The organism is Aquabacterium sp., assembly GCF_035476535.1.
Taxonomy (GTDB): domain Bacteria; phylum Pseudomonadota; class Gammaproteobacteria; order Burkholderiales; family Burkholderiaceae_C; genus Pseudaquabacterium.
Genome location: NZ_DATILJ010000152.1, coordinates 1 through 23,793 on the forward strand (window position 1 = coordinate 1; position 23,793 = coordinate 23,793).

The 23,793-nt window shown below is 68.6% G+C and carries 11 protein-coding genes; all 11 read right to left on the reverse strand.

The genetic code is table 11. The features are described from left to right. Positions 1 to 986 (reverse strand): alpha/beta fold hydrolase (locus tag VLK61_RS14910; RefSeq protein ID WP_325422399.1); only part of this gene is annotated, 986 nt, incomplete at its 3' end. Positions 987 to 990: 4 nt separating this feature from the next. Continuing rightward, complete coding sequence (locus VLK61_RS14915) at positions 991 to 2,595, reverse strand: alkaline phosphatase family protein (protein ID WP_325422400.1); 1,605 nt, start codon at positions 2,593 to 2,595, stop codon at positions 991 to 993. 16 nt (positions 2,596 to 2,611) lie between these two features. Continuing rightward, positions 2,612 to 2,899 carry an acyl carrier protein gene (locus tag VLK61_RS14920; protein WP_325422401.1) on the reverse strand — a complete coding sequence of 96 codons (288 nt, stop codon included), beginning with the start codon at positions 2,897 to 2,899 and terminating at the stop codon, positions 2,612 to 2,614. Further along, positions 2,896 to 7,725: a polyketide synthase gene (locus VLK61_RS14925; RefSeq protein ID WP_325422402.1), complete on the reverse strand. Its 4,830-nt coding sequence runs from the start codon at positions 7,723 to 7,725 to the stop codon at positions 2,896 to 2,898. Before VLK61_RS14925 ends, VLK61_RS14920 begins: the two co-directional genes overlap by 4 nt. 11 nt (positions 7,726 to 7,736) lie before the next feature. Continuing rightward, positions 7,737 to 16,031, reverse strand: coding sequence for an SDR family NAD(P)-dependent oxidoreductase (locus VLK61_RS14930; protein WP_325422403.1), 8,295 nt, complete (start codon positions 16,029 to 16,031; stop codon positions 7,737 to 7,739). A 741-nt stretch (positions 16,032 to 16,772) separates the two neighbouring features. Continuing rightward, positions 16,773 to 17,834 (reverse strand): adenosine deaminase, encoded by a 1,062-nt coding sequence (locus VLK61_RS14935; protein ID WP_325422404.1) that lies wholly within the window; start codon positions 17,832 to 17,834, stop codon positions 16,773 to 16,775. 84 nt (positions 17,835 to 17,918) lie between these two features. Continuing rightward, a complete protein-coding gene (locus VLK61_RS14940; protein ID WP_414636816.1) occupies positions 17,919 to 19,088 on the reverse strand; it encodes a BMP family ABC transporter substrate-binding protein in 1,170 nt (389 codons plus the stop codon). A 44-nt stretch (positions 19,089 to 19,132) separates the two neighbouring features. Further along, complete coding sequence (locus VLK61_RS14945) at positions 19,133 to 20,053, reverse strand: ABC transporter permease (RefSeq protein ID WP_325422405.1); 921 nt, start codon at positions 20,051 to 20,053, stop codon at positions 19,133 to 19,135. Between the two features lies 1 nt (position 20,054). Beyond that, complete coding sequence (locus VLK61_RS14950) at positions 20,055 to 21,116, reverse strand: ABC transporter permease (protein ID WP_325422406.1); 1,062 nt, start codon at positions 21,114 to 21,116, stop codon at positions 20,055 to 20,057. Next, positions 21,103 to 22,617, reverse strand: a complete 1,515-nt coding sequence (locus tag VLK61_RS14955) for an ABC transporter ATP-binding protein (RefSeq protein WP_325422407.1) — start codon at positions 22,615 to 22,617, stop codon at positions 21,103 to 21,105. The genes VLK61_RS14950 and VLK61_RS14955 overlap by 14 nt, the downstream gene beginning before the upstream one ends. A 35-nt stretch (positions 22,618 to 22,652) precedes the next feature. Then, positions 22,653 to 23,793, reverse strand: a 1,141-nt coding sequence (gene guaD, locus VLK61_RS14960; protein WP_325422408.1) for a guanine deaminase, incomplete at its 5' end; no start/stop codon positions are given.

The following is a 23,793-nucleotide window of genomic DNA, read 5'->3' on the forward strand; positions in this document are numbered from 1 at the left end:
ACCTGGGCTTGCTCGCGGGTCATGAAGTACCACTCGCCGTCGGCCTGGTAGACGCGGTCGCTGCGGAAGTGGCTGCGCCGCGTGTCCCCGGAGCGGTGCTTCGGGCCGGCGGCGAACTCGCCGCCCCAGAAGCGCTCGCAGGCGTGGATCACCTCTTCAGAGCGCGAGCTCGGGAAGAAATGGCCGGCCTTGTGCACGCGGCGGAAGTCGGCGTGCGGCCAGACATCCAGCAGTTCCTTGCCGGTCAGCCGGGCCTGCGACTGGTCGCCGTACAGCGCCAGGATCGGGAACGTGAACTTGCGCAACTCATCCAGTGACAGGCCGTCGTCACCCATCAGCTCCCGCTCGGCCGAGGTGCTGTCCATCAGCTTGAGCCACTGCGCCGCCGTGCGGTTGCCGTACTTGCCGACCAGCGGGCTGACCAGCTCGACCAGCTGAGAGGGCACCTCGGCGCTGCTCATCTGCCGTTGGGAGACGGCCGTCAGCAGCTTGTAGCCGAAGTAGGGATCGCGGGTGTCGAGCTGCAGGCCGGCCTGGTCGACGATGGCCTGGATTTCGGCGCCGTGACCCCAGCTGTCGATGCGGGCGTTCTGGCGCACCGCGGCGATGTGGGTGTCGCACAGCACCAGGCTGGCGATGCGCCGCGGGTCCAGCTTGCCCAGGTTCATCGCCACCACGCCGCCATAGCTGTGGGTGATGAAATGCGCGCGCGCAATGCCGAGCTGGTCGAGCAACTCACGCAGGTCGCGCGCCAGGTTGTCGGGCGTGTAGCCGCCGGCGCTCATCTCCGAGCGGCCATGGCCGCGCAGGTCGAACAGCGTGACGCGGAAGCGCTTCTGCGACAAGCGCGCCGCATACTGGAAGTACCAGAAGGCCATGTTGGTGGCCAGGCCGTGCACCATCACCAGGTCTTCATGACCTGCGCCGTCCTGGCATTCCAGCTGGACGTAGTTGATGCGGGCGCCATTGACTTCCAGGATGGGCACGTGATTACTCCATGTAGCCCAGCATCTGCAGTTGCGCGAGGATCTTCTCCTTCTCGTCGTCGGCCATGCCGTCCGACGGGTCGGCCTTGCCGGCGCCCGCGGTGGTGGCCGCGCCAATGACGATCGGGTGAGCGTCCAGTTGAGGCTGCGTGAACATCGATGCCGGAACCTTGCCTTCGAAATCCGACGGCACCTGCAGCCCCAGGCTGTACAGCAGCGTCGCGCCGACGTCGGTGATGTTGCGGCGGGCAATCTGGGCACCGGCGTTGATGCCGGGACCGTATGCAAGGAACACGCCATCCGGGTGATGCGTGCCGACCACCTCGGGGCGCGGCTCGACGATCGGCAGCTTGTTCTTGATCGACACGAAGCCGTGGTCACGCAAGGTCAGCAGCAGGTCCGGCGCATCGGCCATGGCCTCGCCCGGGAAGACTTTGTCCCGCGTGTGGATCTCGGTGATGATGCGGTCGCCGGTGACCGGATCCTTCAGGTCTTCCAGGTCGCGGATCAGGCGCGTGCGCACGCTGTCGTAATCCTCGGGCTTGATGCCGGTGTCGCCGGGATTGCGCGCGACCCGGATGTTGATGCCGTTGGACGAGGGCGTGCGGCAATAGGCGATGGTCTCCTGCCAGTCGAGGAAGGCGAACATGCTGTCCTCGCGGCGCTTGCCGGCTTCGGTGTCCGGCACCTCGCGCCACTTCAGCCAGCCCTTCTCGTGCAGGTAGGCGTTGATGCGCAACACCTCGGTGGACGCCGTGAAGCCGTGGTCGGAAGCCATGAACACCTGCACCTCCGGACCGGCCGCGGTGACCAGCTTCTCGATGAAGCTGTCGAGCTGGCGGAAGTAGTCCATGCACAGCACCCGCATGCGCTGGTGGTACTCGCTCAATTCCCCTTTCTGCAGCGCCGGGTCGACGTACGCCCAGGCCTGGTGCTGCAGCTTGTCGACACCGTCGAACATCACGGCCATCAGGTCGGGCGCCTCTTCCCTCAGCAGGTAGTCGGCGATGCGAAACCATTGCTTTTCGCGCGGCAGGTGGTAGCGCACCCAGTTCTCGCGGTCGTTGTCGGTGAGTTCGTTCATGGCCTGCTTCTCCTGTTCGAAGTCCCAGGCCAGTTCCTGCGGGTTGAAGTCGGGAATCTGCTTCAGCCGGTCGTACAGGTCGGACGGCGTCGAGTTGCGGCGCAGGTGACGCCAGGGCACGAAGCCCGGCACCATGAAGCCGTTCAGGTCCTTCGGCGGCGGCGCAGTGAACGGGAAGTTCAGCGCCGCGACCTTCTTGCCTTGCCGGCTGGCGATGGACCAGATCGTCTCGACGCGGCAGTCCCGCGAGTCGTAGAGCGTGAAGAACACGTCGTTGTTGCGTTCTTCGGCACGGATGAAATCGTAGACGCCGTGGTTGCCCGGCGAGCGGCCGGTCATCAGCGAGACCCAGGCCGGCGGCGTCAGCGGGTTGGGGGTCGAGCGCAGCTTGGCACGCGTGCCTTCCGCGAAGATCTTCGACAGGAAAGGCATCACCGACGAAGCCGGGTCTGTCTTGGACGTCAGGTCGTCGAGCACCGTGAAGGTGGCGCCGTCCATGCCGATGAAGAGTGTGCGGACAGTCATGCGTTGATCTCCCGGATCAGGTGGTGAGCTTCGACTCGATGAAATGCGCGAACTGTGCCAGCGACAAATCGCCGACATAGCTGCCGTCCTTCATCAACAGATCCTGGAAGCCGAACTTGCGCTCGTAGGCCTGTTCCAGTGCCACGCACAACTGGATGATGTCGACCGAGGCGAACTGCAGGTCGGCCACCAGCTTGGCCCGGCCGTCGATCTCGTCGATGTCCAGGCCCCAGTCCTGGATCAGGTCCTCGACCACCGCGATCACGGTGTGCTCGACGCTGTCGCGCATCAACGAATTGCTCATTCAGCGACCTCGACTGCGACATCCTGCGCCACGGCCAAGGCCACGATAGCGCCCGCCTGATCGATCAGCTGCACCTCGATGCCCATCCCTTCGAATTCCACCATCACTCTGTCAATGCCTTCGTCAATGAATCGAACCTTGTAGGCCTGCGGCTCGCCTTGCAGGCCCAGCCCCGTCAGCTTGGCCGCGGCTTCCTTGGCACACCAGATGCGCAGCAGCCGATCCGTGCGCGCGGCGCCGCTGAACGCATGGAGTGATTGCTGCTCCTCGGCCGCAAGCGCCCCTTGCAGCAGCTCGGGGCGCTGCACACGTCCGGCGTCCTCCCTGTCAATGCCGACTCGGCTGCCCGGCATCGCGACGGCCGCCAAGCATGCAGCTGCATTGTGCGACAGCGATACGGCCGGCATCGGTAACTCGTCACGCCACCAGCCATCGATCATGGGGGCCCCCCGCGAATCGTGGATCACCCAGATGTCGGCGGGATGCAACTGCACCGCGCAGTGCTGCAGCAGCCATTCGCGCACCGCCTCCTTCAGGCAGGCCCGGCCCAGCAGCCACTGCCGGCGGTAGGCCAGGCTGCCTTGCAGTGCATGCCACTCCTCGCGCTCGGCCGCGCCGAGCAGCGCATGCGCGAGGATGCGCAGGAAGATGCCGCCGGATTGGGCGCAGAAATCGTCGCCCAGCATCGGCAGGTCCCACAACAGCACGCCGGCCGGCGCCGAAAGGGCCGCGGGTGCGCCAAGCGCCCCGACCAGGGGATCGCGGCGCACCTGGTAGAAGCGGTTGGGCACCGCAAAGAAGATGTTGACCAGGTTGCCCACGCGCAGCAGGCTGCGGCCGCTGGCATCGACGCAGTCGAAGTCCCAGCGCCGCGCCGCGCCGACCGCGGTGGCCGTCGGATCCAGCGCCTGCTGGCGAGCCAGCAGCCGCAGGCCGTCGCGGTCGGCCGGGCAGGCCTCGCGCAACTCGATGCGTTCGATCGTCGACGGGAAGCTGTTGAAGTCGTAGCCGGCGTACTGGGCAATCCAGAACGCCGCCAGCTGGCCGACGGCATCCAGCAGCACCGGGTTCAGCACCAGATGCGGCCGTTCGCCGGGCGTGAAGAAGCCAGCTAGGCTGACGCTGGACAGCTGGCCGCTGATGCCGCCGGCGTCGTAGCCGTCCAGGTGCATCACGCTCTGGAAGATCGGCCCGTGGAACATGCCGGTCTGGTACAGCGCGGCATCGTTCCAGTGCGAGGCCTGCGGCGCCGCGGGCGCCGCCACCGCCGGCAGCTGCCAGTCGGCCTCGAAGCGGAAATCGGCGCTGACGATGGGCTTGCCGTCGCGCGTCAACAGTGCATGGCAGCCGCCTTGGTCGGTGCGCTCGGCCCTCACCTGCAGCACGGCCTGGCCATCGTCGAGCGCGATCCAGTCGAAGGCCCGCACGTGCTCGATGAGCTGCGGCTGCCGGCCGATCAGCGCGGCCGCGGCTTCGGCCAGCATCTCCAGGCTCACCATCAGCGGCACGCAAGCCAGTCCGGTCAGGTTCGGGTCGTCGACCGACACCGGGCCGGACAACACATGATCGCGCAAGAAGGCCTGCTGGTCGACGCTGAGCCAGACCTCGGCGACCACCTGCTGCTCGTCCTGCGTGACGATCTGCGACAGCAGCGGGTAGGCCGGCACGCCCTCAGCCACGAGGGTGGTTTGCTCCGGCTCGGTCGCCACCGCCTGCCAGCCCTGCATCAGCTGGCGCTGCTGATCGAGGAAACCGCGCATCAGGTCGAAGTAGTCGGCCATCACCTCGCCGCGGCAATCCTCGGCGGCCACGGTTTCGGAGGCCTGAGCCGGCGCCGGCTCAGGCGCCGGCATGTCCGGCGCGGTCGGGACCGGCGGCGCGGCCTCGGCCGCCTGCGGCAACGCAGGCCCGGCCAAGGGCTGCACCACGGCCGGCGCCAGCAGCGCGCGCAGGGTCTCGCGGTCGGCCTCGCCCAGCCGCATCTGCGGCATCGTGTTGTCCAGCAGCAGGCCTTTTTGCGGCGCCGGCTGGTGGCGTGTCAAGTCGATGTCGTTGAGCGCGCGCCGCGCGAACAGCTGCTGCAGCGCCACCGGCTTGACGTTGACGAAAAGCTGGCCCAGCACACTGAGCACCTGTTCGACGCCATTGCGCCGACGCATGTTCGAGGCCAGAGACAGATGGTCCCGGTCGACCAGGATGTCGCCGACAAAGGCCGACAGGTTGTTCGACGGCCCGACTTCGAGGAACACCCGCACGCCCTCGTCGTGCATGCGCAGGATCGTCTCGCGGAAGCGCACGGTGTTCGACCACTGCGCGGCGGCCAGCTGGTGGATGCCGGCCGCGGCGTCGGGGAACAGGCCGGCCGACGAGCAGGAGTACAGCGGCACCTGCGGCTTGCCAATCTTGATGCTGCGGTAGTACGCCAGGAAGGCATCGCTGACGCTCTGGAAGTCCGGCGTGTGGTAGCCCCGGTCGAAGGGCAGCGGCAGGCAGATCGCACCATCGGCGGCCAGTGTCTTCTGCATCGCCTCGATGGCCGGCACGCTGCCATACAGCACCAGCTGGTTGGCGCAGTTGTCCATCGCGACGACGATGTCGTTGCGCGCTTCCTTCACCCGCGCCAGCACGTTGGCTGCCGGCAGGGCACCGACCGCCAGCAGTGCGCCTGTAGGAATCTTGCCTTCGGCCAGCACCTGCTGGTAGACGACATTGAGCTGGCGGATGAACTCGGCCAGTTGCTCGCGCTGCGGCGCGATGATCACGCCGGAGGCGGCCAGCGCAGCCGATTCGCCCGAGCTGTGGCCGACCATCACGTCGGGCACCACACCCAGCGCCTGCAGCAACGAATTCAGGGCCTGGCCGCCGACGAACACCGCTTCGGAGCCGACATCCATGTCATGCAGCCGCGCTTCCAGCAGCTTGCGGCGCGGTGCGCTCAGCTCGATCGCCGGCGGGTAGACGATGTCGGTGCGGGTGGCGCCCGGCGCGTCGTCGTAGAGGCCGCGCCAGAAGTCCAGCCACTCGCGCACTTCGTCGAAGCACATTGCCAGGTCGGCCAGCATGCCCAGGTACTGCGAGCCTTCACCGGGGAACAGGAAGGCCAGCTTGCCCGGCAACTGGGTGCGGCTGTAGACGATGCCGCCGCGCGTGGCCCAGCCCGGGCTGTCGTCCTTGGCCAGGCGCTCGGCAGCCTGCTTGCAGGCGGTGGCCAGCGCGGCTTCGTTCTTGGCCACGATCGCCAGGCGATGGTTGCCGGTCAGCGCTTGCCGGGCCAGTGCCTGCGCGACCTCGGCCAGGCGCCAGCCGGCCGTGGCAAGGCCGGCGGACAGCTGCTGCAGCTGGTCGACCAGCGCGCCGGCCGAGTCGGCGGCCAGCACGCACAGCTCGGCCGGCCACGGCGTGCTCTGCGCGGGCCGCGCGGCCTGCGCCGGCGCCTGCTCGAGGATGCCGTGCGCATTGATGCCGCCGAAGCCGAAGGAATTGACGCCGGCGCGGCGCGGCGTGCCGGGCGCATGGATCCACGGCGCGGCCTGGGTGTTGATGTACAGCGGCGTCTGCGCGATGCCCAGTTCCGGATTCGGCTCGCCGCACAGCGTGGGCGGCAGCACCCGGTGGTGCAAGGCCAGCGCGCTCTTGATCAACCCGGCGATGCCGGCCGCCGGGATGCAGTGGCTGATCATCGACTTGACCGAGCCGATGGCCACCGTGCCCTGCTCGCCGAGGCGATCACCCAGCACATTGCGGATCGCCGCGATCTCGGTCTTGTCGCCCAGCGGGATGCCGGTGCCATGGCATTCGATCAGGCCGACCGTGGCCGGGTCGACACCGGCGGCGTCGTAGGCCCGGCGGATGGCCAGCGTCTCGCCGTCGACGCTGGGGGCTAACAAGCCATGGCCACGGCCATCGCTGGCCTGGCCGATGCCGCGCAGCACCGCGTAGATGCGGTCGCCATCGGCCAGCGCTTCGTCCAGGCGCTTGAGCACCACCACGCCCAGGCCTTCACCCAGCAGCGTGCCGTCGCTGCCGGCCTCGAAGGGCCGCACCTTGCCGCGCCCGCTGAGCGCGCCAAGCTGCGTGAAGATGTACGACACCTCGGCCGGCAGCGAGGCATTGACGCCGCCCGCCAGCATCATGCGGCTGCGGCCGGCGCGCAATTCGTCGATCGCCGCGCCCACTGCCAGCAGCGACGAGGAGCAGGCAGCGTCGACCAGGTAGTTCGGGCCATGCAGGTTCAGGCGGTTGGCGATGCGGCCTGTCATCACGTTGGGCACCAGGCCCGGTGCGACATCGGCGTTCGATTGCGGCAGCTTCGAACGCATTAGCGCCTGGATCTTCGCGACCTCGTCGTCCCCCAGCGCCGGGCAGGCCAGCTTCAGCATCTCGATGGTCTGGTCGATCACCACCAGGTGCTGCACGATGGTGCCCTGCCCGCGGTGCAGGTAGGTGCTGTGGCCGAGGATGATGCCGGTGTCGCGGTGGTCGGCGTCGTCGCGCAGGTAGCCGGCGTCGCGCAGTGCGTCGCGGGCGATGCGCAGTGCCAGGTACTGGTCGGGTTCACCGCCGTCCAGCGAGTTGGGCATGATGCCGAACTCGGTCGGGTTGAAGCGGTACAGGTCCTTCAGGTAGCCGCCATGCGGCGTCTTGATGCGGCCGCTGCGCAGGTAGCGCTCGGCGTCCCAGCCGGCCACCGGTTCGCCGATGGCATCGACGCCCAGCAGGATGTTCTGCCAGAAAGCGTGCAGGTCCGGCGCCTGCGGAAACAGGCAGGCCATGCCGATGATCGCGATCGGTGCGGTCTTGTCGGGCGCGGTATCGGGTGTGTTCATGCCGGTGCCGCTCATGCTGCAGCGCCCGTGGTGCGGTGCGTGCCGCCCAGGCGGTTCAGCGCCGCGGCCGAGATGCACTGCATGTCCTCGACCAGCAGCACCACGCGGCCCTGCGCGTCGATGAAGTGCACGTTGGCGCGTACCACGCTGCTGTCGTCCGAGGGCAGGCGCTCGAAGTCCATCGTCATCTGATCGGGCAGCTCGGTACCGAAACGCTGCACGCGGCCGAAGCCGGTGGGCAGGCAGGATTCACCGTGGAACGCACGGTCCCACAGCAAGGCCATCTGCGCGGCCGCGTCGATCAGCGCCGGATCGAAGACCCAGGCCTCGGTGTCCGCAGGCAGACGGGCCAGCCAGGACGCCGGTTGCGTGGCCCGCACCGTGGCACTGGACCCGCGGCCGGACAAGCCCTGGATGGCCTCGATGACCTGGAAGCGCGGGCCGTGGAACAGCCAGTCGTCGTAGGCGGTGCGCAGCGCCAGGCGCTTTTCGCCGTGCACCTCGCGTTCGCGTTCGCTCATCGCCTCGAACTGCTGCGCCAGGCGCAGCACGCAGCGGTAGTGCGTCAGGCGCTTGCCTTCGGCGAGCTCGGTCTGCAGCGATGCGTTGACCTCGAAGCCTTCACTGCTGCCGTAGGGCGGCGGATTGATCTCGATGCGCAGGCTGCGCGGCATCTGCTTGAGCTCGACGCCCTTCATCAACTTGAAGTCGCGCAACTCGACGACCTGCCAGCCTGGCCACAGCGCCCGCGCCGCTTCGGCCAGCATCTCCATCGCGGCCGCTGCAGGCAGCACCGGCACGCTGTCGATGCGGTGCTCCTGCAGGTAGGCATGGTTGTCGTCGAGTGTGAGGCTCAGCACCTGGCCGCCGGTGGGCATCGGCGTGTGCACCGCGGCGCCCAGCAGCGCGCCGAACCAGCGGCCACCGGCGGCGATGACGCCGTCCTGTCGCTCGGCCGCTGCGGCGCCCGCCTGCGGCTCGCTCGTCGCGATGGCACCGCGTTCGGCCTCGACCTGTTCCCAGGGCCCGCCGCCGCAGACGATTTCCAGCGCCGCGTCAGTGGGCGAACGCAATTCGTCGATGAACAGCCGGCGGCCCTGCGCCGCCGTCACCAGCGACACGCCTTTGGCGGCGAACTTGGCCTCGGTCTCGGCCGTCACCATGCCGGCGCCGAACAGCGTCGGCCCCCACGGGCCCCAGCACAGCGCACGCACATTGGTGCGTCCGGCCGACTGCCGCGACCACTGGCTGCACAGCCGGTTCATCAATTCGTTGGCCGTCGCGTAGTCGCTCTGGCCACTGTTGCCGTAGCGGCCGGCGACCGAACTGAAGACGCTGACGAAGCGCAGATCGGCCGCCGGCACATGCTTGTGCAGCAGCAGCAGGCCCAGCACCTTGGTCTCGACCACGCGCGACCAGCTGTCGGGCTGCTTGTCGGCCAGCAGCTTGTCCTCGATCACGCCGGCGCCGTGCACGATGCCGTGGATCGCACCCAAGCGCGCATGCAAGCCGGCCACCAGCGCGCCCAGCGCTGCATCGTCGGTGACGTTCACCGCGTGGTACTCGACCGCTGCGCCACGCTGGCGGAAGTCGGCGATGTTGCTGCGCATCTCGCGTTCGCCCAGCACGGCCTGCACCTGGCGTGGCACGTCGGCCAGCTTCAGCGTGCTGCCGCCGCTGCGCACTTGCGCGACGAAGTGCTGGCGCAGCGCAACAGCGTCGGCCAGGCCGGCGGTGTCGGCATGCTCGGCGGCGGGCAAGGCGCTGCGGCCGGTCAGCACCAGCGCATTGCCGGGCTGCGCCAGTTCACGCAGCACTTCGGCGGTGATGCCGCGCGCCCCGCCGGTGGCCAGCACGACGATCTTGTCCAGTGACGGCACCGGCACCGCGGCCGGCGCAGCCGCGGCCACGGTGCGGAACACCGTGCGCCGGCCTTGCGGGTAGCCCACTTCGTGGCGGCCACCGACCAACTCGAGTTCGTCGATCAGCGCCGGCAGCATCGTTGCCGGTGCGGCCGGATCGAGGTCCACCGCCTTGAGGCGCAGCGTGGGACGCTCCTCGAACAGCGACTTGATGACGCCCACTGCGCCGCCTTGGAGGTGCAGCTTGGAGGCAGCGCCGTCCCCGTCACGCCCGAACAAGCCGCCCAGGCCGCAGGCCGCCAGCACATGCGCATCCTCGGCCAGTTGCGCGCTGAAGCCTTGCAGCAACTGGTACAGCGACTTCTCGTTCAGTTGCAGCGCCTGCCGCCACGCAGCGGCCGGGCCCTGGCCGTCGATGGCCGGGGAACCGACGGGCGTCAGGTGCACCAGCCCGGCCAGCCGCGAGATGCCGGGCCGGTGCGCGCTGATCCAGGCGGCCAGCGCGTTTTCGTCGGCCAGCGTCTCGCGCGGCACGCGCTGCACGGTGCAGCCGCGTGCCACCAGTTGCGCCGCGAGCTCGGCCGCCAGGCCCAGTGCGTCGTCGGCGATCAGGACATGGCCGATGCCCAGCCGCCGCGACGCATTCGCCGGCAGCGCTTCGGCACAGGCCTGGATCACATGCCGAGGCGGGTGGTTGACGACTTCGGCGTCAACCTGGGCTCCCGCCTCGGCCACTTCAAAAGGGACGGTGGCCCCTTCGCTCTTGGCACCGACCAGTATCTCCAGCATGCCGTTCAGCGTGGGCTGGGTGTTGAGCTTGGTGCGGCTCTCGCTCAGCGCGCTGCGCATGCCTTCGGGCAGCTTCTGCATCATCGCGCCGACGACCTCGATGCGCTTGATCGAATCGATGCCGAGGTCGGATTCCAGGTTCTGGTCCAGGCCGACCATGTCGCGCGGGTAGCCTGTCTTTTCCTCGACGATGCTCAGCAGCAGGTCGACCAGCTTGTCGCGGCCCAGCGCAGCGCCTTCGGCCGCCGGCGAGGCGGCCTTGGGTGCCGCTGCCGCGACGGCTGCCACCGGCGCCGGCGCCGGCACGGGGGCAGGCGCCACCACGGCCGCTGCCACCACCGGGGCCGGCGCCGTGGCGGCCGGCACCGCACGCGGCACCGGTGCCACGGCCTCCGGTTCAGCCAGCCGCGGCATCGGCTGGGCCGCACGCATCGGGCGCAGCAGCGGTCGCGCGGCCGCAGCGGGCACATCGCTGCCCATGAACATGGCCATCACCCGTTCTTGTGTTTCCAGGAACTGGCGCATGGTGTCGAAGTACTCCGACATCACGGCCGAGCTGCCGGCAGCGGGTGGCAAGGGTCGTCGTTCGGTCATCCGGACCTCCTTCTTCCAAAGTCTCTGGGGAACAAGCTGAGCACGCAGCGGCGCGGCGGCAGGCAGCGCCGCCGCGGTCATCGTGGTTCCGGCGGGTTCGGGCACCGCCCGTGGCGCCGCAGCCGGCAGCGCCGACGCCTGCAGCCGCGGCAGGTCTTCCAGCGTCACGCCAATTTGCTGCACCGGCTCGGTGGCACGGCGCGCGCGGCTGCCGTTCAGCAGCCAGGCGTGTTTCGGCAGCACCGTCACGCGCTGCAATGCCGCCGGGTCGGACGGATCGCCGATGCGGCAATCGCGGCCGGCGAACAAGGCTGGCCAATCCAGCGCCACACCGGCACAGGCCAACTGGCCCAGCGCCTTCAGCAGGCCGCCGACGCCGTTGCCGTCGTCGATGGCTATCGCACGATGGGCGCGGCCATCGAGGATCTTGCCGACCAGGCGGGACAGCACGGCCTTCGGGCCGACCTCGATGAACAGGCTGGCGCCCTCCTCGACCATGGCCTCGATCTCGGCGACGAACTCCACCGGCTGCACCAGGTGCTCGGCCATGCACTGGCGCACCAGCTCGACATCATCGTCATGCGCCTCGGCACGCGCGTTCGAATACACCGGCACGCGCGTCGGCTGCCAGGGCGTGGCCTGGATCAGCTCGGCCAGCAGGCCCTGTGCCGGTTTCACCAGCGCGGAATGGAAGGCCGCGGCCACCGGGATCTCGCTGACTTCGGCGCCGCTCTTGCGCAAGGCCGCCACCGCCTGGCCCACCGCGGCATGGCTGCCGGAGATGATGCTCTGCAGCGGTGCATTGTGGTTGGCGACGACGACCCCGGGAATGCCGGCGATCGCCGTCTCGACATCCTTGCGCGTGGCCTGCACCGCGGCCATGGTGCCCAGTTCCGCACCGCCGGCCTGGGCCGCATCGACGATGAAGCGGCCGCGCGCGGCCGACAGCGTCATCAGCGCCTCGAAGTCGAAGGCGCCGGCGGCATGCAGCGCGACGAATTCGCCGTAGCTGTGGCCGGCCATCATGTCGGCGCGCAGGCCCAGGCGCTGCAGCAGGCGCCACATGCCGACCTCGACCGCGCCCAGCGCGGGTTGGGCGACGTCGGTGCTGGTCAGCGCGAGGCGCGCCGCGTCCTTGTCCTCGTCGCTGTAGCTGCCGCGCGGCAGGATGAAGCGCGACAGCGGGTGGCCGGCGCCGAAGCGCGCCTCGAAGGCCGGCCGCAGCACGGCATCGGCCTCCGCCAGGGTCTGCGCGCAATCGGGGAAGCGCAGCGCCAGGTCGCGCAGCATGCCGGTGTACTGCGACCCCTGACCCGGAAACAGCACGGCCACCTTGCCGGGCACCGACCCGGCTGTGCCGTGGAACACGCCGGGCGGCAGGACCTTGGCCTCGCCGCGCAGGCAGGCCAGCGCCTTGGCCAGCTTGACGGCCAGGTCGGCCGCCGACTCGGCAACGATGGCCAACGTCTCGCTGCCGCTGACGTACTGCCGCGCCAGGCTGGCGCCGAGGTCGCGCAGCGCCAGCGCCGGTGCGCTGGCCAGCGCGGCTTCGGTTTCGGTCAGGCGCTGCAGCAAGGCGGCGGCATCGGCCTCGCCCCACAGCAGCAGCTCCGAGGGCCAGCGGTCGGTGGCGACCGGCTTGAGCCAGTCGCGGTACTCGCCGCGGTACTCCTCCATCGTCACATGGAAGTTGGTGCCGCCGAAGCCGAAGGCGCTGCACGACGCGCGGCGCGGCGCGGCCCCGTCGGGCAACCACGGCTGGGGCTGGTCGATCACATGCAGCGGGTTGCTGTCGTCGCGCAGGATGGCGTTCGGCTGCTGGACGTGCAGATGCGGCGGCAGCACCTGGTGGTGCAGCGCCAGCGCGGCCTTGACCAGCCCGGCCACGCCGGCCGTGGCCTTGGTGTGGCCGATCATGCTCTTGACCGAACCGATCACCGCCTGCCGCGGCGCGTGGGCCTGCTCGCGGATCAGCTGCGAGGTGCTGTCGAGCTCGGCGGTGTCGCCGGCCACCGTGCCGGTGCCATGCGCCTCGAACAGGCCGACGCTGTTCGGCCCGTAGCCGGCCTGCGCGTAGGCCCGGCGCATCGCGCGCAGTTGGCCGGCCGGCAGCGGCGCGGTCATGCCCTTGGCATTGCCGTCGCTGGAGCCGCCGGCGCCCTTGATCACCGCGTAGATGCGGTCGCCGTCGCGCTCGGCATCGGCCAGGCGCTTCAGCGCAATCATCGCGATGCCTTCGCTGATCGCGATGCCGTCGCCCGATGAATCGAAGGTCGAGCAGCGGCCGCGCGGCGACAGCGCCTGGGTCTTGCTGAAGCACAGGTAGCCGAACGGCCCCTGCACGGTATCGACCCCGCCAGCGAGCACGAAGTCGCTGCGGCCGGCTACCAGTTCCGAGACACCCTGGTAGACGGCGGCCAGTGACGAGCCGCAGGCCGCATCGGTGGTGAAGTTGACGCCGCCGAAATTCAGCCGGTTGGCAATGCGGCCGGCGATCACGTTCAGCAGGATGCCGGCGAAGCTGTCTTCGGTCCACTCGGGCAGCCGCGCCGCCACATCGTCCGGCAGGCTGCCGGCAAAACGCGGCAGCTCCGAACGCAGGCCGTACTGCGAACCCAGGTCGCCGGTACCGCCGCTGGCGCCGATGATCACGGCTGCCCGTTCGCGGTTCAGCGGCTTGGCCGCGTCGCCAGCGTAGCCCGCATCGACCAGCGTGCGCTGCGCCACTTCCAGCGCCATCAGCTGCATCGGGTCGACCGATTCGATGGCTTTCGGCGGCATGCCGTAGCGCATCGGGTCGAAGGCCAGGTCGTCAAGGAAGCCGCCCCACTTGCTGTAGATCTTGTCGCGCTTGGTGCGATCGGCATCGAAGTACAGGCGCCAGTCCCAGCGGTGCTGCGGGATCTCGGTGATCGCATCGACCCGGCCGACAATGTTTTCCCAGAACTCGCGCGTGCTGTTGGCCTTGGGCAGCAGCGTCGAGATGCCGACGATCGCGACATCGGCCGGCACGGCACCAGACACTTCACCCGCCACCGGCGTGGTCTCGATCAGGCGGTGGGCCAGCAGCGCACCGGCATCGTCGGTGACTTGTCTATGCAAGTCGGCGATGCGCGTGACGCCGTCGCGCAGCATCGCGACCTGGCCCAGCATGTACATGCCGTCGGCATGCTGCTGGGCTTCGCTCAGTTCACGCAAGGCGCCGTTTTCGCCGCCGCGATCGCGGCCCTTCGAGGCCGTGCGCAGGCGGCCGAGGATCAGGTCGTCCAGCACGCGGCGGGCTTCGTCGGCCGGCACGTTCTTCGCGCGCAATTCGGCGCGCTGGCGGAAGAAGTCGCGCGCAAACGGCGTGTAGCCGCAGCGGCTGGCGTGGCCCGGGCCGGATTCCAGGTTCACCGTGCGTTCGCAGGCCAGCACTTCGCGCTGGAAGGTCGGCACGATCGCGCCGGAGGCGACGATCTCTTCGGTGAACAGGTAGGCGCTGCCCATCAGGATGCCGATGCGCACGCCCTTGGCGGCCAGCGGCGCGACCAGCACCTGCAGCACCGCCGACGACAAGGCGTCGTGGATGCCGCCGGCGAAGATCAGCTGGATGTCCTCGGGCTTGACCTTGTTGGTCGGCAGCTCGGCCAGCAGGCGCTCGACCATCGTGCTCCACAGCACGAAGCTGGAGAGCGGCCCGATGTGGCCGCCGCATTCGCGGCCTTCGAAGATGAAGCGGCGCGCGCCTTCGGCCAGGAACATCGGCAGCAGGTTGGCCGAGGGCACATGCAGGAAGGTCGGAATGCCGGCCTGTTCCAGGTGCACCGCCTGGTCCGGGCGGCCGCCGGCGATGATGGCGTAGGCCGGCTTGAAGCGCACCGACACGGCCAACTGTTCATCGAGCAAGGGCTGCGGCGAAAAGCCCAGCAGGCCGATGCCCCAGTGCTTGTCCTTCAATCGCTCGGCGGTCTCTGCCAGCAGGTCGACCAGCGGCTGGCCTTTGAGCAGCGCCAGCGCCACCATCGGCAAGGCGCCGGCTTCGGCGACGTGCTGAGCGAACATCGCGCTGTCGGACACCCGCGTCATCGGCCCCTGGATCAGCGGCAGCGGAATGCCCAGCGCCTGCGCCAGCGGTGCGCCGGCGGTGATGGTGCGGGCCTGCACGGCCTGGCGCAGCTGGTTCGCCACGGCCTCGTCGAAGGCGCGGAACAGCCCGGCCAAGTGGCCGTGCTGGCGGGCCCAGGCGGCGGCAAAACAGATGTCGTGGCCCACCGGCAGCAAGCCGTTCTTCGGCTCGCGCCAATTCAGCTTGCCCTCGACCAGGCCACGCAGCACTTCGAAGCGCTGGCCGTCGCCGGCGGCGGCAAAAGCCTTGGCCACCGCGTGACCCGGGCGCATCAGGATGCGGAAGTATTCGCCGTTCTCGCCGTCGCCGACCGCCAGTGTCTCGTTGCCGGACAGGCTGGCCAGCACCGGCTGCAGGCTGGTGCGCAGCGGCGATTCGGGCATCAGCAGGACCTGCGCGTCGAGCACGCCGCCGACCAGGCCCACGGCGTGGACGGCCGCGGCCACCTGCGGCGTCAGGCCGCCGCGCAGGTACATCGGCAGCGTCGTGCGGCCATGCCACTTCTGCAGCAGGATGAAGCTGGCATCGTCGCCGACGAAGCCACCGGCTTCATTGCCCTTGAGCACCAGGCCATCGATGCGGTGTTCGAGGCCGGTCAGCGCCAGGCGGGCATCGCTCACCTCCACCAGCAGCTTCACGCCGGCGGCCCGCAGGGCGGCCATCAGCACGTCCTGCCCGGTTACCGCCGCAGCATCAAGGATCACCCAGCGCAGCCCCAGGCCGGCATGGCGTTGCAGCGCTGCGGCCAGCGGCGTGTCCACCGCCGCCAGCTTGATGCCGTAACCCTGCGGCACGAAGCTGGCCACGCGGTCGAGCAAGGGGAGGATGGCCTCGCTGCTCAAACCCAGTTCGGCGTTCAGCACACCGACGCCGCCGGCACGGCAGGCAGCGACCACCAGGCTGACATCGGCCAGGCCAGCCGGGCTGTAGACGAACTTGATGAAAGGGGTCATGAGCACACACCCGATCCGCAATCGTCAGGCAGCAGAACCATCGTTGGCCTTGCCACTGCATCTGCACAAAGGTCGGTGCGGCACACACCCGGGCGCACAACCTTGCGCACAGCCGGGCGATCAAGCCTGCATCGGAGGGCACGGTACATACCACTCCCCCTGGCGGGCCGCCCGCCTGCCCATCCGCCAACGTTGCCGTTGATCAAGCTCCCCGGCGGCATGCTACTGCAGCGTGCAATGCTCGCGGTACACCCTGTTCGGGGGCAGTGGGGCATGCGCCACACGGCACCCGAAGCCATGGCGAACGGATCTCGCCGCCCACGATTCAGCCTGTGCACCCGCATATGGATCCCTCGCCCTGCGTTCAACGTCACCCGAACACCGCGATGGCACCCGTTGCGGCCCATCCGTCCGGCATCGGCCGCCCCCTGCGGCAGCCCTTCCGGCCCCTTTTGGAGGCTGACTTCGAAACTACCATGGCTGGCTGGGCCTGATGCCCGGCCAGCCCCTAGATTCACGCCACCTCGTGTGGATGGCCGGCAGACAGGCCTTGCGAGCCGTCACCCTCGTCCAGTATCGGTTGAGCCCATGGCCGCGCTACCTGCCCGTTGTCAGGCAGTTCATGAACTTTTCCCGGTCCGGGCAGCGCACAGCAGCGGGCGACCGCACGCATCAAGCAATAGCGATGCCATGGCCACTCCCGGGTGGCGCAACGACCCGTGAAAATCGAATCGCTGCCTGCTACCGTGGCACTGGCGTCGCAGCGGCCGCGCCGAACGCAGCATCGAGCTGGGCGATCCAGTGCGCACGTTGGTCCGCCGAGACAAAGCTGGCCTCGAAGCTGTTGCGCAGCACCTGGTAGGCCTGCGCCGCACCGAGTTGCGGCAGTGCCGCGAAGGTTTCCAGCAGGTTCTGGTTGAGATACCCCCCGAAATAGGCGGGGTCGTCACTGTTGACCGTGGCGCACAGCCCTGCTTCCAGCAGCGCCGGCAGCGTGTGTTGCGACAGATCCTTGAACACGCAGAGCTTGACGTTCGACAGCGGGCACACCGTCAGCGGCATGCGCAGCGCGGCCAGGCGCTGTACCAACGCGGGGTCCTCGAGGCAGCGCACGCCATGGTCGATGCGCTCGACCTTCAGCACGTCCAGCGCGCTCTCAATGTAGGCCGGCGGCCCCTCTTCGCCGGCATGGGCGACGAGGTGCAAGCCCAGTTCACGGGCTTTCGCGAACACGCGGGCGAACTTCTCCGGCGGATGGCCGCGTTCGCTGCTGTCCAGCCCGACGCCGACGAAGTGCTGGCGATAAGGCAGCGCCGCGTCCAGCGTGGCCAGTGCATCGTCTTCGCTCAAATGGCGCAGGAAGCACAGGATCAGTGCGGCGCTGATCCCCAACTCGGCCTGCGCGCGCTGGCAGGCGTGGTGCAGGCCGCGAATCACCGTCCCGATGTCGACACCGCGCGCGGTGTGCGTCTGCGGGTCGAAGAACAGCTCGGCATGCACCACGTTATCGGCCGCGGCACGTTCGAAATAGGCCCAGGCCATGTCGAAGAAGTCCTGCTCCTTCAGCAGCACGCTGGCGCCCGCGTAGTAGATGTCCAGAAAGCTCTGCAGGTCGGTGAAGGCATAGGCCGCGCGCAGGGCCTCGACAGTGGGGTAGGCCAGCGCCACGCCGTTGCGCTGCGCGAGTTTGAAGATCAGCTCGGGCTCCAGCGAGCCTTCGATGTGAATGTGCAGCTCGGCCTTGGGGGCCGTGCGCAGCAGCTCAGGCAGTTTGTCGCGGGGGATGGTGTCGAAGCCGTTCATCTCGGTGATCCTTGTTCAAGTGGTCCTGAAGGAACAAGGCCGCCCGGGTTGGCGGGCGGCCTGGGATGGGGGGTTCAGTCGAGACTACTTGTCTCCCGGAACCTTGCCCTCGACACCCTTCACGAAGAACTTCACGCCGCCGAGGAACTCATCGTCCGCGGCCTTGTCCTTCTCGAGCACGACCTTGCCGGTGTTGTCGGTGATCGGGCCCTTCCAGATCACGAAACTGCCGTCCTTCAGGCCGGCCTTGACCGTCTCGAGCTTGGCCTTGGTCTCGGCCGGCACGTCGTCGGCAATCGAGACGAAATCGATCGCGCCTTCCTTGACACCCCACCAGGCCTTGCCGGTGGTCCACTTGCCCTCCAGCGCATCACGCGTGGCCTTGATGTAGTACGGCGCCCAGTTGATGACCGCCGAGCCCAGGTGGGCCTTGGGGCCGTAGGCCGTCATATCGCTGTCCCAGCCGAAGGCGCGTTTGCCCTTGTCCTGCGCTGCCTTCAGCACCGCCGGTGAGTCCGTGTTCTGCATCAGCACGTCGGCGCCGCCGTTGATCAGCGAGGTGGCAGCCTCGGTTTCCTTCGGCGGGTCGAACCACTTGTTGACCCAGACCACCTTGGTCTTGACCTTCGGGTTGACGCTCTGCGCGCCGAGCGTGAACGCGTTGATGTTGCGGATCACCTCGGGAATCGGGATCGAGCCGACCACGCCCAGCGTGTTGGTCTTGGTCATCGCGCCGGCGATCACGCCGGCCATGTAGGCACCCTCATAGGTGCGGCTGTCATAGGTGCGCAGGTTGTCGGCGGTCTTGTAGCCGGTGGCATGCTCGAACTTCACGTCCTTGGCATCGGGCGCGGCCTTGAGCATCGGCTCCATGTAGCCGAAGGTGGTGCCGAAGATCAGCTTGTTGCCCTGGCCCACCATGTCGCGGAACACGCGTTCCGCATCGGCGGCCTCCGGCACGTTTTCGACAAAGCTGGTGACGATCTTGTCGCCGAATTCCTTCTCCAGCGCCTTGCGGCCGTTGTCGTGGGCGAAGGTCCAGCCGCCATCGCCGACCGGGCCGACATAGGCGAACGCGATCTTCAGCGGTGCGGGCTTGGCCGCGGCGGCCGAGGCCGGCGCAGACGCCGGCGCGGCGGGTGCCGCTTCTTCCTTCTTGCCGCAGCCCACCAGGGCCGCGGCGGCGGCCAGCGTGCTCCAGCCGGCCAGTTGGATCAACGAACGTTTGCCGATCTTCGGGATGTTCTCGGTCATGGATTCTCCAGGGATGTGCGGTGAGGAAAAGGATTATGAATACTTCAGGAGCCCGGGAAGAAGGGCTTGCCCAGCGAGGCCGGCATGTTCACGCGGATCCAGGTGGCGTTGCGAGAGATCAGCACCAGCACCACGATGGTGGCCAGGTAGGGGCCCATCGACAGCCACTGGCTGGCGATCTGCACGCCTTCGCCCTGCAGGTGGAACTGCAGCATCGTGACGCCGCCGAACAGGTAGGCCCCCAGCAACACGCGTGCCGGCCGCCAGGTGGCGAAGGTGGTCAGCGCCAGTGCGATCCAGCCCTTGCCGGCGATCATGCCCTCCACCCACAAGGGCGTGTAGATGACCGAGACATAGGCGCCGGCCAGCCCGCACAGCATGCCGCCCACCACCACGGCCAGCAGGCGGATGCGCCGCACCGGATAGCCCAGCGCGTGCGCGGAATCCGGTGATTCGCCCACCGCGCGCAACACCAGGCCGGCGCGTGAGCGGTACAGGAACCAGGCCAGCGCGAAAGCCATCAACACCGCGATGTAGACCATCGGGTGCTGCTTGAACAAGGCCGGGCCGATGAAGGGAATGTCGGCCAGGCCGGGGATCTCGAAGCGCAGGCGGTCGCCGATCTTTTCCTGCGTGTACTTGATGCCGGCAAAGGCCGAGAAGCCGGCACCGAACAGGCTCAGCGCCAGGCCGCTGGCGTACTGGTTGGTGTTGAGCCAGATCACCAGCACGCCGAAGAGCGCGGCCATCACGCCGCCGGCGGCCATGCCGGCGCCGAAGGCCAGCAGGTCGCTGCCGGTGTGCACGGCGGTGGCGAATCCGGCGATCGCTGCAACGAGCATCAGGCCTTCGGCGCCGAGGTTCAGGATGCCGGCGCGCTCGTTGATCAGCAGGCCGAGGCCGGCGATGGCCAGCACCGTGCCGGCGTTCAGCGTGGCGGCAATCAGCAGGGCAAAGGATTCCATGTCAGACCTTCTTCTTGAAGCGCACGCGGTAGTGGATCAAGGTATCCGCCGCCAATAAAGCAAACAGCAGCAGACCCTGAAAAACGCCCGTGATCGACTTCGGCAGCCCCAGCCGCGACTGCGCCAGTTCACCGCCGATGTAGAACATGCTCATCAGCACGGCAGCGAAGACCACGCCGATCGGATGCAGCCGGCCGACAAAGGCCACGATGATCGCCGCGAAGCCGTAGCCAACGGGGACATACGGCGTTAGCTGCCCCAGGGGCCCCGCCGCTTCCAGCCCACCGGCCAGGCCCGCCAGCCCCCCCGACAGCAGCAGCGCCAGCCACAAGGCCCGGCGCGACGAAAACCCGGCATAACGCGCCGCCGCCGGGGCCAGCCCGCCCACCTGCAGCTGGAAGCCGGCATAGGTGCGGAACAGCAGCAGCCAGCCCATCAGCACCGCAGCCAGCGCGATCAGCAGACCGATGTTGGCCCGCGAGCCCTCGACCAGCCGCGGAATCTTCGTCACCGCCAGGAAGGTGATGGTCTGCGGAAAGTTGTAGCCCTTGGGGTCCTTCCAGGGGCCGTAGACCAGGTAGGACAGCAGCAGCTCGGCCACGTACACCAGCATCAGGCTGACCAGGATCTCGTTGGCATTGAAGCGGTCGCGCAGCAGCGCCACGATGCCGGCCCAGAACATGCCGCCCAGGATGCCGGCCGCCAGGATCGCGAACACGATCAGCCGGCTCGAATCCGGCCCGGCCTGCATTGCCACGCCGCTGGCGAAGATCGCGCCCAGCACGAACTGGCCTTCGGCACCGATGTTCCAGACATTCGAGCGGTAGCAGATCGACAGGCCCAGCGCGATCAGCGCCAGAGGCGTGGCCTTGATCGCGATCTCGGACAGCGCATAGGCGTTCTTCACCGGCTCGACGAAGAACATCTGCAGACCGCGCAAGGGATCCTTGCCGAGCAGCGTGAACAGCAGCACGCCGACCGCCACCGTGACCGCCAGCGCGATCAGCGGCGAAGCCAGCGACATGGCCTTCGACGGCTGCGGCCGCGCTTCAAGCTTCAGCATGCGCCGCCTCCGTGGTCCACAGCCCCGACATCCACAGCCCGATCATCTCGACACTCGCTTCGGCCACCGGCACGCTGGGCGACATCCGCCCCTGCGCAATCACCAGCAGCCGGTCGCTGATCTCGAACAACTCATCGAGCTCTTCGCTGACCACCAGCACCGCGCAGCCTTCGTCGCGCAGGCGCAGCAGCTCGCCGCGGATCTGCGCCGCGGCGCCGACGTCCACGCCCCAGGTCGGCTGCGAGACGATCAGCAGCTTGGGCTTGGCATCGATCTCGCGGCCCACGATGAACTTCTGCAAGTTGCCGCCCGACAGGCTCTTCGCCGCGGCCCCCGGCCCGCCGGCTTTCACGTTGTAGCGGCGGATCAGGTCCGCCGCCATCGCGCGCACGGCCGAGGTGCGCAGCCAGCCACCGGCGGCGATCGCCTCGGTGCGCGTCAGCAACGTGTTCTCGGCCAGCGACATCGTCGGCACCGCACCGCGGCCCAGCCGTTCTTCGGGCACGAAGTTCAGGCCCTGCTGGCGGCGCCGGCGCGGCGAGGCCCCGGCGATGTCTTCGCCGAACAGCTGGATCGAGCCGGCCGGTGCGCGGCAGTCCTCGCCCGACAGCGCCGCCATCAGCTCCTGCTGGCCGTTGCCGGACACACCGGCGATGCCGACGACCTCACCGGCGCGCACCTGGAAGGCTATGCCGTCCAGCGTGCGTGCGAAGGGCCCGCTCTTGGCCAGCGACAGGCCTTGCACCTGCAGCGCCACGGCACCCGGATTCGCCGGCCGGTGCGTCAGCGCCGGTGGCTCGTTGCCGATCATCAGCCGCGACAGGCTGGCATTGCTCTCTTTCGTCGGGTCGACCTCGCCGGTGACCTTGCCACCACGCAGCACCGTGCAGTGATGGCACAGCGCGCGGATCTCGTCCAGCTTGTGGCTGATGTAGAGGATCGAACAGCCCTCATGCGCCAGCTGGCGCAGCGTCAGGAACAGCGTCTCCACCGCCTGCGGCGTCAGCACCGAGGTGGGCTCGTCCAGGATCAGCAGCTGCGGCTTCGTCAGCAAGGCGCGCACGATCTCGACGCGCTGGCGTTCACCGACCGACAAGGTGTGCACCGGCCTTAAGGGATCGACCTCCAGGCCATAGTCCTTGGAGACGCGGCGGATCTGCTCGGTGACCTCGGGCAGCGGCAGCGACTTGTCCAGGCCCAGCCAGACGTTTTCCGCCGCGCTCAAGGTGTCGAACAGCGAGAAGTGCTGGAACACCATCGCAATGCCCAGCGCACGCGCCTGCTGCGGGTTGGCGATCTTCACCGGCTGGCCGTTCCAGCGCAGTTCGCCCTCGTCGGGCTGCACCGCGCCGTAGATGATCTTCATCAGCGTCGACTTGCCGGCGCCGTTTTCGCCGAGCACCGCGTGGATCTGCCCGGGCGTGACGCGCAGCGACACCTGGTCGTTGGCGCGCACGGCAGGGTATTGCTTGCTGATGCCGACCAGCTCGAGTCTGAGCATCGGGCGCTCCTGTGCTTGTTGTGTCATCGCCGAGCTCATGCGCGGGTGTAGCGGCGCCGGCCGCCGACCCAGCTTTCGGCCAGGTTGCGTTCGTCGCCGAGTGTCACCCAGGCAAAAGCCTGTTCATGCAACTCGCGCGCCAGGCCGTGGCGGCGCTGCGCCACCGGGCCGACGGCCCAGTCCCACAGACCCACATCGGCCATCAGGCCGGGCTCCAGCGAGCCGATCTCGTGGCTCAAGCGCAGGGCCAGTGCGGCACCGCGTGTCGCGGCATGCAGCAGCGCCCAGGCACTGAGCTTGGTGCCGGCCAGCGCCTGCACCTTGTAGCCATCGGCCATCGTGCGCAGCATCGACAGGCTGGTGCCGCCGCCGACATCGGTGGCAAGACTGACCTTGAAGCCGACCTCGCGCGCCGCGGCCCAGCCGAACAGGCCGCTCCCGAGGAACAGGTTCGACGAAGGGCAGAAGGCGATCTGCGCACCGGTGTCGCGCAGCAGCGCGCGGTCGGTATCGTCGAGCCAGATGCCATGGGCCAGCACCGCGCGTTCGTTGAGCAGGCCGTGGCGGGCGTAGACATCGAGGTAGCTGCGCGCTTCGGGGAACAGCTTGGCGATCCACTGCACCTCGGCCGTGTTCTCGGCGACATGGGTCTGCATGTAGGTGCCGGGGTGCTCGGCCAGCAGGCGGCCGGCCATCGTCAGCTGTTCGCGGCTGCTGGTGGCCGCAAAACGCGGCGTCAGCGCATAGGCCAGGCGGCCCTGGCCGTGCCAGCGGGCGATCAGCGCGCGGCAGTCCTGCTCGGCGCCTTCAACATCGTCGCGCAGGTTGTCCGGCGCGTTCTGGTCCATCAACACCTTGCCGGCGATCAGCCGCATGCCGCGCGCTTGTGCGGCCTCGAACAGCGCCTCGGCCGAGCAGCGGTGCACGGTCGGGAAGACCACGGCCGACGTCGTGCCATGGGCCAGCAGCGCATCGAGGAACAGCGCCGAGGCCTCGGCCGCCACGGCCGGATCGGCATGCCGCGCTTCGGCCGGAAAGGTGTAGGTCTCCAGCCAGTCCAGCAACTGCGCGCCCCAGGACGCGATGACGTCGATCTGCGGGCAATGCACATGGGTGTCGATGAAGCCCGGCATCAGCAGCTGGCCACGGCGCTCGTGCTTCAGGTAGTCGTCGCCG

Bases quoted from the DNA above. Each gene is read 5' to 3' on its own strand.
- VLK61_RS14915 (WP_325422400.1), bottom strand. From the start codon at position 2,595: ATGACTGTCCGCACACTCTTCATCGGCATGGACGGCGCCACCTTCACG.
- VLK61_RS14920 (WP_325422401.1), bottom strand. From the start codon at position 2,899: ATGAGCAATTCGTTGATGCGCGACAGCGTCGAGCACACCGTGATCGCG.
- VLK61_RS14925 (WP_325422402.1), bottom strand. From the start codon at position 7,725: ATGAACACACCCGATACCGCGCCCGACAAGACCGCACCGATCGCGATC.
- VLK61_RS14930 (WP_325422403.1), bottom strand. From the start codon at position 16,031: ATGACCCCTTTCATCAAGTTCGTCTACAGCCCGGCTGGCCTGGCCGAT.
- VLK61_RS14935 (WP_325422404.1), bottom strand. From the start codon at position 17,834: ATGAACGGCTTCGACACCATCCCCCGCGACAAACTGCCTGAGCTGCTG.
- VLK61_RS14940 (WP_414636816.1), bottom strand. From the start codon at position 19,088: ATGACCGAGAACATCCCGAAGATCGGCAAACGTTCGTTGATCCAACTG.
- VLK61_RS14945 (WP_325422405.1), bottom strand. From the start codon at position 20,053: ATGGAATCCTTTGCCCTGCTGATTGCCGCCACGCTGAACGCCGGCACG.
- VLK61_RS14950 (WP_325422406.1), bottom strand. From the start codon at position 21,116: ATGCTGAAGCTTGAAGCGCGGCCGCAGCCGTCGAAGGCCATGTCGCTG.
- VLK61_RS14955 (WP_325422407.1), bottom strand. From the start codon at position 22,617: ATGCTCAGACTCGAGCTGGTCGGCATCAGCAAGCAATACCCTGCCGTG.